The following is a 12350-nucleotide window of genomic DNA, read 5'->3' as shown; positions in this document are numbered from 1 at the left end:
GCTCGAACAGACGCCGCCGCCCCGCACACTGGCCGCCGCTCCTCCCCGGCACGCGATCGCCCAGGCGTCGGCGTCTGCTCCCGACTTGGCCCCCGAATCCGCCGCCACCCTCGACTGGCTCCGGGAGGAGGTCGAGCGGTTCAACGCCTTCGTCGCCGCCCAATTCGCCCACATCCGGCGGGGTCGGGAGGAGGTGGCGCGGTCGGCGGCGGTGGCCGAGTCGGCGGCGATCACCCGGGAGCAGAACCTGAATCAGCAGACGGCCGCCCTGGCCGGCCGCGCCGCGGAACTCGACCGACGGGCCGCGGAGCTCGCGAGGCGGGTCGCCGAATTCGAGCGGCGGGCGGCCGAGGTCGAGCGGCAAGAGGCGGCCCTCCGACGGCGGTTGGACGAAGCGGACGAGGTCGAGGACGAGATCCGCGGGCACTACGAGACGTTCGAGCGGGACCTCGTGTCGCGGCGTCGGACGGTCGACGGGGAAGCCGTCTTCCGACGGACCGCCGGTTAGGGTGGCGTGGTCAGATGCACCGGCCGAAGACGCTGTTGCAGATCGCCCGAGACCGGAACATGGCGAACGACTGTCCCTGGGCCACCCCGATTCGGCGGATGTCGTACACGTCGAAACCGTCGGCCTGATTCACGCCGGAGTAGTAGGAGAACGCCAGCTTGTACCCGGCCTCGCGCGCGACCCGTTTGGTGGCCGGGGTGAACGACGATTGAAGCCCCACCGGGTAGGCCAGGCTGGTGACCGCCCGCCCCGTCTCCCGCTCCAGGATTTTCCGGGACAGGGTGAGTTCCTGGAGTTGCTCGGCCTCGTTCAACCCGGCCAGGATGCGGTGCGTGTGGCTGTGCGACCCGACCGCCATCCCCCCGTCGACCATCTCGCGGATCTCGTCCCACGTGACGATCCACCGGTGGGCGGCAAGGTGCTCCGGGAAGGACACCCCAGCTCGTTCCTCCAGGTGGCTCAGGAACGCCCCCTCGTGGCGGCCGGCGTCCCGCTTGAACAGGTCGAGCACCTGCCGGATGACCCGCGACCGGGGCAGCACCCGGAGGTCGAAGGCGGTCGGCTCCGGGATGTCCAGAGCCAGCACCTCGACGGTCGCACGCTTGACCACGTACGCGATCCGGTCCCACCAGGGGGTCCGTGGGCAGCCAACGTACTCGGTCGGGATGAAGAAGACGGCCGGAACCCCGGCCTCGCGGAGGACCGGGAAGGCCAGCTCGTAGTTGTCCCGGTACCCGTCGTCGAAGGTGACAAGGGCGGTCGGCCGCTTTAGCTCGAAGCCGTCGGTCAGGGCCGCGACCAGTTCGTCGAACGGCGGCAGGTCGAAGTGCCGGCGGAGGAACCGCATCTGTGCCTGCAACTCGGCGGCCGTCGCCGAGAAGACCCCGTCGTCGTACAGGTTATCGGCCGTGGACCCGATCCGGTGGTAGTTGAACACGGTCAGCCGCGGCCGCCGCGGAAGGTACGACGCCGCCTCGACGAGGCCGAGGCCGGTCAGGACTTGTGCGAATCGATCCTTCCGCATACCTACGCCGTTTTTGGCCGCGGCGACTCACTCCGGTCGCGGCGTGTTGTTACGTCTACCACGTCGATTGCCATCACGTCCGGGTCGGGGCGTCGGGTTCAAACTCCCTGTGGTGGTGTGGCTCGCCGATTAGCTCACGGCGCACGGCCGATCTATCACCCGGGCCGCGCGAGGCCCCGACCGGACGCACAGCCTCCGGACGGCATCGCGCACGGCTGCGGCCTCGGCCCGGGCCGCCCGGACGACCGGGTCCTCGTCGGCGTGTGGGTGGACCTCGGCGTAGTCTGGGATGATCCGCACCCCGCGGGCGTCGTCCCGCTGCCGGGCCCGCTCCACCTCCCGCGCCACCCGATCGGCCATGCCGACCAGCGTGTCCAGCGCGCTGTCCACGTCATCACACAAGTCGGCCTCGGCCAACACCCGCCGCTGGAAGGCCCACACGCGGTCGTCACCGGCCTCGACCTCCGCGAGCGCGCCGCTGCCGGTGGTCTGGAGCCGGTCGAGGAGGCCGAGCAGGGCCCAGTAGCGGGCGAAGAAGCGGTACGCCTCGACCGCCCGCACCCGGTCCCCGTCGGTCAGCACGTTCTTGCCGAGCCCGGGGATGTGCCGGTCGGTGTACTGCGGGCGGACGACCGGCACGTCCTCCAGCATCCGGGCGGCGGCGAGCATCAGCTCGACCGTGTCGCGGCGGAACACGGCGAAGTCGAACCGGCTCCGCTTCGCGCGGTTCCGGGCGCGGAACTTGGCCTCGCACCGCCGCAGGGCGTAGACGTTCTCCCGCAGCATCCACGCCGGGCTGATCTGGTTGTACGCCGGGGCGAGGTCGGGGAACGCCTCCTGCCGGGGGGCGACTAGGGAGAACGGGAACGTCACCTTCTGCGGGACCAGGTCCGTCCCGCAGGCGACCACCGTGTACGGGGCCTGGCTGAAGTCGCACGGGAACTTGACGTTCACCCCGAGCCCGAGGAACAGCCCCTCCCCGGCCCAGAACTCCTGGTCCGGGGCCCGGGACGTGTGGTTCGACCCGACGTTCGCCCCGTACCCGACGTTCCCCCGCCCCCCCGGCCACAGGGTCGAAATCAACAGGGACTCGTGGTGGAGGCCGACGAACGGGCCCAGGAGGCACGAGCTGACCTCGCCCCCGGCGACCTCGGTGTTCGGCCCGACCACGCTGTTCTGGACCTTGCCGTGCCGGTCCACGCGGGCCGACTCGACCAGCACCGACCGCTCGACCGACGCCTGCCCGGTGACCCGCACGCCCCACTGCACGAGCGAGTCGGTGACCACCGACCCGGACTCGACCACAGTCGGCTCGTCCGGGCTGCTCAGGAGGGTGCTCCGGACGATCGCCGCGGCCCCGTCGATCCGGGCCGCCGGGCCGATGTAGACGTCCTCGAGCCGGGGCACGCTCCAGACGTGGGCCCCGGTCCCGATTACGCCACGGTCGGAGGCGGCCCGCGCGCGGTAGTCGGCGACCGCGGCCCGGTACCCGTCGAGTTGGCCGCCGGCGTTGCCCGGCCGGGCAACGCCGGCGGCCAACTCGACATCCAACTCGGCGAACAGATCGACCTCCCGGCCGCCGCCCTCGAGCGCGACTGGCACCCGCAGGCCGTTCCCGAACGTCGCCCCGGCCGAGCAGGTCACCCGCCCGCAGTCCACCAGTACGGCCCCCTCGCCGACCACGTAGTTGGCGAGCAGCCGGACGTCCCGGACCAGGGCGTTGTGGCCGATCACGGAGTCGATAACCGTGCTGTTCGACAGACCGGCGACGACTTCCACCCCGTCGGCGAGGGGGACGTACTGGGTGAACCGGCCGAGGGTCACGTCCCCGTGGAACTCGCAGCCCCGCACGCGGCGGGGGTTGAACCCGTCGGCGACGCGGACCCGGGACCAGTCGCGGGCGGTGTTTCCCAGCGCCTCGAGCAACTCGACCTCGGGCTTGTAGAGGGGGCGGAGGGAGGCGCCCCCGAGGGCGAGGGCGAGCCCGCCGTCGGCCCGGACCGAGGCCGCGGCACGGAGCACCTCCGAGTTGGCGGCCAGCCTCCGGACCTTCGCCTCGAGCGTCTCCCCCACTGGACCCCTCCCGAGTCGTCCCGACCCGTGCGACCAACGAACGCCGGCCCCGCGGTCGGTGCGGACTCGTCCCGCGACCACCGACTCCGGAAATAAAGCGGGCATTAGATGCAGGCCGGCCGCGGAAGTTTCGGCGCCCCCGACCGCGGGCTCCGGGCAGAACCCGCGGCCCGGGTGCCCCGGTGGCACGCGCGGTACGGCTTCAGGCGTTGGCCAGTTGCGAGCCCATGAACCCGGCCCGCCGGTAGCAGGCACAAAGCGATCAGTTCGTTCACTCTGTGAACACGCTCAGTGGCCCGCCAGTTCACTCCACCGTCACGCTCTTGGCCAGGTTCCGGGGCTTGTCCACGTCGCAGCCGCGGAGGCGGGCCACGTGGTACGCCAGCAGCTGCAGCGGGATCACCGCCACCAGCGGCTGCAGGTAGTCCGGCACGTCCGGGACGTAGAGCACCTCGTCGGCCTTGCGGGCGACCACGTCGTCCCCCGCGGTCGCCACGGCGATCACCGGGCCGCGGCGGGCCTTCACCTCCTCCAGGTTGCTCATCGCCTTCTCGTGAATCGCCCCCTTCAGCGCCAGGAACACGCTCGGGGTGTTGGCGTCGACCAGAGCGATCGGGCCGTGCTTCATCTCGGCCGCCGGGTACCCCTCGGCGTGGGCGTAGCTGATCTCTTTCAGCTTCAGCGCCCCCTCCAGGGCGACCGGGTACAGGTACTGCCGGCCGAGGTACAGGAAGCTCGTGCAGTGGGCGTACTTTTCGGCGATCCGCCGGGCGTCGGCGTCGCACCCCAGCGCCTCCCGGACGTGGTCCGGCAGCGCCCGCATCTCGGCGATCATCCGCGCGCCCTGGAGCGCCGACATGTTCCGCAGCCGGCCCAGGTGCAGCGCGAACATGGCGAGCGTGAGCACCTGGCTGGTGAACGCCTTGGTGCTGGCCACACCGATCTCGGGGCCGGCGTGCAGGTACATCCCCCCGTCGGACTCGCGGGCGATGCTGCTGCCGACCACGTTGCAGATCGCCAGCGTCATGTGCCCCTTCCGCTTGCTCTCCCGGACCGCGGCCAGGGTGTCGGCCGTCTCCCCGGACTGGCTGATGGCGATGACGATGGTGTCGTGGTCGATCGGCGGGTTGCGGTAGCGGAACTCGCTGGCGTACTCCACCTCCACCGGCACCTGCGCGAACTCCTCGATCAGGTACTCGCCGACCTGAGCCGCGTGGTAGCTGGTGCCGCAGGCTGTGAGAATTATTCGCTTCGCGCGGCGGAGCTGCTGCGGGTCCACGTTCAGCCCGCCGAAGTGGGCGCTCGCGTCGGCGTCGGACAGCCGGCCCCGCATGGTGTTCGCCAGCGTCTCCGGCTGCTCGTGGATCTCCTTGAGCATGTGGTGCTCGAAGTCGCCCTTGCCCGCGTCCTCCTCCGCCCACTCGACCTGGTGGACGCTGGCCGTCACCTTCGACAGCTCGCGGTCGAAGATGTCCCAGTCGTCGGCGGTGATCCGGCACATTTGGTGGTCCTGGAGGTAGACCACGTCCGACGTGTACCCGACCAGCGCCCCCGGGTCGCTGGCGAGGAAGTGCTCTCCGGCCCCGACGCCGAGCACCAGCGGGCTGCCGAGCCGCGCGCCGACCACCGTCTGCGGGTCATCCGGGCTCACGGCCGCCAGGCCGTAGGTCCCCTTCAGGAGCGGCAGGGTGCGGCGGACGGCCTCCAGGAGGTCGCCGTCGAAGTGCCGGCCGAGGAGGTGAGCGATCACCTCGGTGTCGGTGTCGCTGTGGAACTCCACCCCGTCGGCCTGGAGGTGTCGCTTCAGCGAGTCGTAGTTCTCGATCACCCCGTTGTGGACGACCGCGACCCGGCCGCAACTGCTGAGGTGCGGGTGGGCGTTGGCGTCCGTCGCCGGGCCGTGGGTGGCCCACCGGGTGTGGCTGATCCCGACGCACCCGGGGGCGGGCCGCTCGCGGAGGTGATCGACCAGCGTCGCGAGCCGCCCGGACCGCCGGCGGAGGTGGACGTCTCCGGGGCCGGTGATGGTGGCGAGGCCGGCGCTGTCGTACCCCCGGTACTCCAGCCGACGGAGGCCGCCGACGAGGATCGGCTCCGCTTCACGCCCCCCCGCGTAGCCCACGATTCCACACATCGTCTGCGCCCTCGTGTCCGTTTGACTCGGCGGATGACTCGGCACCCCCGCCCCGTCGGCCGTGGCGGGGCTGGTAGGGGAGCACACCCCGGGCGGTTAACCCGACGACTGGGACTGGTGGTTCGGCTGGCGGGAGAGGACACGACTACGGACCGCGAATCGCCGCGCGGGTTGTAGCACGCCTACGACCTCGCGTCCGGGCGACCGAGTCGAGTTCTGCGGATGAAACACGGGGCGTTTGATGCACGGGTAGGCGAATCGATTCGCCCGGCGGGGAGGTTTTTGTGCGGCGGGAATGACCCGCGGGCGCGGGGCTACTCGGGCTGGAATGCCAGGTCGGCGACGACCGGGAGGTGGTCGGAGCCCAGCGACGGCCCCGTCCGGACGCCCCGGCAGACCCAGGGCGGGGCGTACAGCACGTGGTCGATCCGGGTTCCGAACCAGCGCGTCTGCTTCGTCGTCCCCCACCCGGTGCCGGCCGTCGAGAATGCGTTCCGGAACCCCGACCAGTTGCGGCGGTACACCGTGCTCTCGACCGGAGTGTTGAAGTCCCCGGCGACAATCGCCCCGTCGGTCGGCGGGCCGACCCAGTCGGCGACCAGCGCCGACGCCCGGTCGCGGACCCGCGTCAACTCCTCCAACTCCGCCAGCCCCCCCGGCTTGCGGCCCATCACGCCCTCGATCCCCGGCCGCGGCGTCGGGAGGTGGACGCTCACCACCACGATCGGGCCGACCGGCGTCTGGACCTGCACCCGGGCGCAGCCGCCGGGCGCCCCGAAGTCGGCCTCCGTCACCCGCCCGGCGGCCACCGCCGGCAGCCGGCTCAGGACGACCGCGCCCGGCCCCGCGTCCACCACCGCCCAGCCGGGCGGCGCGTCGCCGGGCTCGAGCGGCGGTGACTCCTGGAGGAGGATCAGGTCCGGCCCGACGACCTCGACGTAATCCTGGAACGCGGGGTTGCCCGCACCGCTGCCGGCCGTGTTCCACGTCATCACGCGCAGGGCGAACGCCCCGCCCGCCCCGCCCGCCGGGGTGGGCACGGCGACCCGCCCGCCGAGGAGTGGACCGGCCGCCACGCCCGCGGCGGCCAGGAGGATCAGGCCCGACCGGGCCGACCGCGCCGCGGCGGCGAGCAGGGCCAGTGGCCCGAGCGGCAGCGCGACCACCCAGCGGGGGCCAAACAGGAACAGGGTGACGGGCCACGACTCGACGGCCACGAACCAGACGACCAGCGCCAGGATGGTCACCGCCGCGAGGTACGCGGCCGCGAGCCGAACCGTCCAGCGCCGCCACCGGTCGAGGCGCGGGGACGGTGCAACCAGGGCGGGGTCGCGTGCGCTCGGGGCGGGCATGGTACCGAGTGAGGGGAAAAGGTCCGGCTCGCCGCCGACGGGGTAGGCTCGGGCGGGTCGGAACGCGTTACCAGAGTGGCCCGACGACCGTCTCGTCGAGGGAGCAATCCGGCTCCCGATTGGGGGCGCGGGTGGCGTGGGTGATCATCTCCCGCAATCTCTGCTCGACCCCAGGGGGCAGCGCGGGCGGCGGTAGTGTTCGTGCCAGGCGAATCACCTCGGCGTACTCCTCGGCCGCCCGCCGGCAGGCCGGGCAGCCGGAGAAATGAGAGTCCAAGCTCAGGCGCTCCTCGATCGTTAACTCATGGGTGAGGTAGAACCCCATCGCCCCGACGACGCGCTCGCAATCGGCCGTCGCGCCCTCCGTCTCCGGGCTCGCGCCGCGGCCCGGGTCGGACGGCATGCCGGTATACGGGGCCGGGGTCGGCGGCTCGTCCGAGTTCACAGTGTTGCTCCGATCGGCCGGGTACGACGGGAGAAGTCGTCTCGCGGTTGAGGGCGGTTCCAATCGGCCGGGGCGAATGAACAGGCGTGTGGGGAGGTCTCGGAGTGCGGGCGGCCGTACCCCATCGACTCAGGAGTCCGCGGGACGCCGGGCGGCGGGGTGGTACACCCGCCGGGATTCAGCCCCCTGCGCGGGCAACGACACGGCAGACCGGCGCCGACGGCTGACACCGGCCGGCCGCCGGTCGCGGCCGGACCGGGGCCTCCGTGCCGCCGGCGGCCCCGGGGGCGTGGCCCACCAAACCGGCGGGGATGCGGAGGATCAGCTTCGAAACCCCGAACGGGACGTGGAGCATTTTCAGACCGGTGCACAGCATCAGTCGGAGGTCGAGCCACAGGCCCGCGTGGGCGATGTAGTGCACGTCGTATGCCAGCTTCAACCGGACGCTCTCCAGGCACGTGTCGGCGGGGAGTTGGACCTGAGCCAGGCCGGTCACGCCGGGGCGGACGGTCAGTCGCTCCGCGTAGCCGGGGATCTCCGCCGCCAGCCGGGTGACGAACTCCGGCCGCTCGGGTCGCGGCCCGACGAGGGCCATGTCCCCCCGCAGGACGTTCCACAACTGCGGCAGCTCGTCCAGGTGCGTATCCCGGAGGAAGGCTCCGACCCGGGTGATCCGCGGATCGCCGGCCGACGCCCACCGGACCCCCGACACGGCCTCGCAGTTGTGCCGCATGGTTCGCAGCTTGTAGATGCGGAACTCGCGGCCGTTCAGCCCCACCCGGTTCTGGGTGTAGAGCGCCGGCCCCCGCGAGGTGAGTTTGATCAGCGCGGCGGCGGCCAGCATCAACGGCATCGCCAGAACGAACATGCCCGCCGCCAGTACGAAGTCGACCGCCGCCTTCAGTTCGAACCGCCGGGGATGGTCGTCCCCGCCCGGGAGGTCGTCCGTCACGGACGGCATGTCGAGCTGCGTTTCGGCCGCATGACCCGGGGCGGTCACGAGCGCGACGGATGCCGCGCCTTGGGGTTCGGGCGGTGACCCGAGCAGGATATTCGACGGGCGCATGTGCGACTCGCGGAACGGGGCGACGGCCTTCCTCCGGTGGGCCGGGAGGAAGCCGGGAACGAGAATCCATCTTCGGAGTGGCAAAACAACAGGTAGATGCGGCGGGGCCTGAAAAGTTTCCGAGGAATAACCAACCTGTTCGGGTGGGTACACGTCGGACGCACCGACGGCGGCACCGAGGTTCGGGTGCACGGGTCGGTGTCGCGCCGGTCCGGCCGGGGATCGGGGAACGCGAACCGCCCCACTCACGTGGGGCGGGCGAGGCAGATTGGGCGGGAGGGTCGGACGGCTACTGAGCGCCGAGCGTGCGCCGCTCCTCGAAGTAGTCCTGCAGGGCGTCACGGAGCATCAGCCGTGCTCGGTGCAGCCGGCTCTTCACCGCCGGGATGCTCAGCCCGAGGATGTCGCCGATCTCGGCGTTCGACAACTGCTGAACATCGGAGAGGATGAACGGGTCGCGGTAGCCGTCGGGCAGCTGGTCGATGGCCGCCTCGACCCGCCGGCAGCGTTCCCGGTCGAGGGCCTCGGCCTCGGGCCGGGCGGTCGGGCGGCCGCGGCGGCCGGTCTCGGCGTGACCAGTCTCGCTGGCGTCCTCACCGAACTGCCGCTCGCGGGCGGACGCCCGCTTCCGCCGGAGGACCAGGACGGCGTTGACCGTCACCCGGTACAGCCAGGTGTCGAACGTCGAGTCGCCGCGGAACGTGTCGAGCCGGCGGATGACCTGAAGGAGCACGTCCTGGGTGACGTCCTCTGCGTCGGCCTCCGACCGGAGCATCCGCATCGCCAGGGAGTAGACCCGGGTGGCGTAGCGGTGGTAGATCTCCTCGACGCTCAGGACGTTCGAGTTGACAGGGGTGCAGGCGGCCGCGCATTCTCCCCGGGTCGCGGTCTGACGTTCAAAATCGCGTAGGGCTTCAGGATGCGGGCTCATGGTTGGGCGATCCTTCAGTCAGCGATCCGTGCCTTTGGCACACGGAACTGGGCGGTTCCGTCGGCACGCGCCGTCGGAGGGTGGCCGCGGTAGGAGAGAGGGCGGCCGGTCGGGAATGAGCAGTCAAAGCTCAGGAATAACGGAGCGTCACGCCGGCATGGCCGCTGCGGCGATTGCCGGGGTCGGCCGAGCTCGAAACACACAACCTCCAGCATATAGAGTAAAGCGACATTACCAGCATGTCGAGGGCGAATAATCTATCGCGGGCTTCGGCTCGGTTCACGACACCGTCGAGAGACGCCTGGGTGCACTCCGGAGCAGGCGGGACGAATCCGCGAGCACGTCCGATCCGCTAGTACACCGGCATTCGACTGTCATTCAGAGTGACATCGGCCGAGAACATTGTTCAAGCTAATGGTGTCTCCAGGCCGTCGCAAGACAATTTATTCGCGTTTTAGCATTTTTATCGATTCTTCCGGCTAACCGGTCTGCAAGGGTGACGCATTTCGCGCACACTCCCTTGACATCACGGATCGGCGAATTTTTTCTGCCCGAGCGATTGAGACGAGCGGTCGGGACCAAGAGTTCCGCAATGACAGGAAGATTCTGTGTAGCACAGAATCAACGGTGGATTCCTCCGGGTAATGTGGAGGATCACAAACCACTCAACGCGCCGTCGTAAAATCAATTATGACAGTCGCTTGCGATCGAAACGACTAAACGGAATTGCCCCGAACTCACCACCTTTGCGGCTGACCGTTCTCGGCACGGTTGGCAGTTCCGCTCGACTGCACGGGCAGGCGACTCCGACCGTCTCGCCCGGGGCTGCGGCGGAACCGTTGACCCTAGCGAGTTGGGTACCGGTCCCGCGCCGTCCGGTTGCCGATCTCACGTCACCTCGACCTTCTTCACGGTCGTGTTCCGCTCCATGCCGAGTTTCTTCAGTACGCGGACGAGGCGATACGCGCCCGACCGCAGTACGTTGTCGAACGTCTTCGGCGTCCGCCGGGATATTAGCCGGATGAACGCCGCCTTCGTGCCGTCCCGCCAGGCGTGTTCGCGCGGCAGCGGAGGGGCGAAGCCGAACCGCCGGAGCACGTAGTTCACCTGGTGAACGTGGGCGTCCCGGGTCGCCTGGCGGAGGCACAAGCCGAGCGATAGCGAGACCGACACCTCAGACCCGTTCTGGACCCAGTGCGGCGCGTTGATCGGGTGGTGGACGCCGTCGCCAGGTTCCAGGTCGTACGCGATGCCCGACACCCCGTCGTGCCGCGCGGGCATGGTGCCCACGGCGTAGAAGTCTTCCTTCTCGGCCTGGGCCAGCACCCGCGGGTCCGCGGGGTCGAACAGATGCACCGTCTTGTGCCCCTGGATCTGTAGCAGATAATTCCACGTGTGGTCGATGTGATACGGCGTGACCACGCCCGGGGACGAAACGAACAGCGTGACAAACGTCTTGACCACTTCCCGCGGGATGTCGCACTGAGAAAGTTCGGACAGGTCCTGGTAGAACTTTTCGACGACGCCGCCCAACTCCGGGGCCACGTCATCGACCCGGGTCAGTCGCAGCCACCCGCGCCGGGACCCGTACTGGTCGAGCGCGTCCAGGATCGCGGGCCCACTGCCCGCGTCGGCCCGCTTCGGACCCCACCCCTCGATGCCAGCGTCGAACATGATCTGATCGAACCGCCGCTCGTCCAGCAACCGCTTCGTGATGTCGCGGACGGCCGTGAGGCTCATGATCGGGGCGTGCCCCAGGGTGTGCCGGAACTGGTACGAGCGCGTCGAGCTCATCGACACCGTCTCACCCGACGCCACGGTGATGACCCGGCCCGCAGCACTGCGGGTCGGCAGGCCCGTCTCGGGGGCGCTTTCGACGATGGTCTGGCTCATGCGCAGTCGCCTTCGCTTGCGGAATCGGGGATGGTGACACACTCAGTGGGACTGTCAACGCCGCGCAACACCGTCCGGCGAGCCGGGTCACCGCACGCGCTCGACCCAGTTCTCGACCCGGTCGAACATCGCAAGCCGCTGGTCGCGCAGCGAGTAGAGGTGGTCGGCGGCCGGCATGTACCCGACCTCAACCTGGTCGCCGCCGGGGGTGAGCCGGCCGAACATCTCGGAGAACTGCCGCGGGTGGTTGAAATACGACTCCACCCCGCCCGTGTAGAGGTAAAGGAAGCGGGTGCCGCGGGCGACCGCCGTGGCGAATAACTCCCTCCCACGATCCGCCGGGGGGAACCGAAAGAAGTACTGGTCGAACAAGAGCCGTCGGTCTTCGGCGTTCCCGGCCGGCGCGGGGCGGGGGCGGACGACCCGGCGGGCGGCGTTCACCCACGACCGCCACTTCAGGAGGCGCTTGCCGTAGTGGCGGAGGTAATAGCCCGGGGTGCGGAACCCGTAGCCGTCGATGAACGCGGCGCCGGCCACCCGCTCGTCGCGGGCCGCGACGTGCTGGGCCAGCATCGCGCCCGAGCACAGGCCGACGAGCACGAACCGCCGGGCCGCGCGCTCCCGCGCCAGCAGGTCCATCGCCCCGGCCACGTCGCGGATGGCCCGGTCGAGGGTCTCCTGGGCGTCGCTCCGCGGGGCGCTGTCGCCGAGCCCCGCGAGGTCGAAGCGGAAGCTCCGGATCCCCCGCCCCGCTAGCCGCCGCGCGAGGGTCGCGTACCAGCCGAACGGCCCGACGTGGTGCAGCACGCCGGAGTTCAGCCACAGGACCACCGGCGCATCGGGCCGCACGCGGTCGGGGAGGGGGTCGGTCGTCACCCCGACGAGCGACTCGTCCGGGCCGAAGCAGAAGGCCTGTTCCGTCAC

The 12350-nt window shown here is 70.4% G+C and carries 10 protein-coding genes; 1 reads left to right on the top strand and 9 read right to left on the bottom strand.

What is annotated here, in order from left to right:
- Positions 1–85 precede the first annotated feature (85 nt).
- Entirely contained in the window at positions 86–508 is a 423-nt protein-coding gene (locus ETAA1_RS30435; RefSeq protein WP_145244364.1) for a hypothetical protein, read from the top strand.
- Positions 509–518: 10 nt separating this feature from the next.
- Here ETAA1_RS30435 and ETAA1_RS30430 read toward each other — a convergent pair whose 3' ends face one another.
- The 9 genes from ETAA1_RS30430 to ETAA1_RS30390 all read right to left on the bottom strand — a co-directional run bounded on the left by ETAA1_RS30430 (position 519) and on the right by ETAA1_RS30390 (position 12350).
- The gene (locus ETAA1_RS30430; protein WP_145244363.1) at positions 519–1532 is read right to left on the bottom strand and encodes a polysaccharide deacetylase family protein; all 1014 of its coding nucleotides are present in this window, start codon (positions 1530–1532) and stop codon (positions 519–521) included.
- 129 nt (positions 1533–1661) lie between these two features.
- Entirely contained in the window at positions 1662–3605 is a 1944-nt protein-coding gene (locus ETAA1_RS30425; RefSeq protein ID WP_202920530.1) for a DUF4954 family protein, read from the bottom strand.
- A 304-nt stretch (positions 3606–3909) separates the two neighbouring features.
- Complete coding sequence (gene glmS, locus ETAA1_RS30420) at positions 3910–5739, bottom strand: glutamine--fructose-6-phosphate transaminase (isomerizing) (protein ID WP_145244361.1); 1830 nt, start codon at positions 5737–5739, stop codon at positions 3910–3912.
- Between the two features lie 314 nt (positions 5740–6053).
- Positions 6054–7091 (bottom strand): endonuclease/exonuclease/phosphatase family protein, encoded by a 1038-nt coding sequence (locus ETAA1_RS30415; protein WP_145244360.1) that lies wholly within the window; start codon positions 7089–7091, stop codon positions 6054–6056.
- Positions 7092–7158: 67 nt separating this feature from the next.
- Positions 7159–7536, bottom strand: a complete 378-nt coding sequence (locus tag ETAA1_RS30410) for an anti-sigma factor family protein (RefSeq protein ID WP_145244359.1) — start codon at positions 7534–7536, stop codon at positions 7159–7161.
- Between the two features lie 178 nt (positions 7537–7714).
- Entirely contained in the window at positions 7715–8602 is an 888-nt protein-coding gene (locus ETAA1_RS30405) for a sugar transferase (RefSeq protein WP_202920529.1), read from the bottom strand.
- A gap of 289 nt (positions 8603–8891) precedes the next feature.
- Positions 8892–9533: an RNA polymerase sigma factor gene (locus ETAA1_RS30400; RefSeq protein ID WP_145244358.1), complete on the bottom strand. Its 642-nt coding sequence runs from the start codon at positions 9531–9533 to the stop codon at positions 8892–8894.
- 888 nt (positions 9534–10421) lie between these two features.
- Positions 10422–11426: a cupin-like domain-containing protein gene (locus tag ETAA1_RS30395; RefSeq protein WP_145244357.1), complete on the bottom strand. Its 1005-nt coding sequence runs from the start codon at positions 11424–11426 to the stop codon at positions 10422–10424.
- A gap of 87 nt (positions 11427–11513) precedes the next feature.
- Positions 11514–12350: an alpha/beta fold hydrolase gene (locus ETAA1_RS30390; protein ID WP_202920528.1), complete on the bottom strand. Its 837-nt coding sequence runs from the start codon at positions 12348–12350 to the stop codon at positions 11514–11516.

The organism is Urbifossiella limnaea (assembly GCF_007747215.1).
GTDB classification, from domain to species: domain Bacteria; phylum Planctomycetota; class Planctomycetia; order Gemmatales; family Gemmataceae; genus Urbifossiella; species Urbifossiella limnaea.
Note: the sequence above shows the minus strand (reverse complement) of the source record. Positions and strands in the feature narration are given on the sequence as shown.

Bases quoted from the DNA above. Each gene is read 5' to 3' on its own strand.
- glmS (WP_145244361.1), bottom strand. From the start codon at position 5,739: ATGTGTGGAATCGTGGGCTACGCGGGGGGGCGTGAAGCGGAGCCGATC.
- ETAA1_RS30395 (WP_145244357.1), bottom strand. From the start codon at position 11,426: ATGAGCCAGACCATCGTCGAAAGCGCCCCCGAGACGGGCCTGCCGACC.
- ETAA1_RS30400 (WP_145244358.1), bottom strand. From the start codon at position 9,533: ATGAGCCCGCATCCTGAAGCCCTACGCGATTTTGAACGTCAGACCGCG.
- ETAA1_RS30430 (WP_145244363.1), bottom strand. From the start codon at position 1,532: ATGCGGAAGGATCGATTCGCACAAGTCCTGACCGGCCTCGGCCTCGTC.
- ETAA1_RS30415 (WP_145244360.1), bottom strand. From the start codon at position 7,091: ATGCCCGCCCCGAGCGCACGCGACCCCGCCCTGGTTGCACCGTCCCCG.
- ETAA1_RS30405 (WP_202920529.1), bottom strand. From the start codon at position 8,602: ATGCGCCCGTCGAATATCCTGCTCGGGTCACCGCCCGAACCCCAAGGC.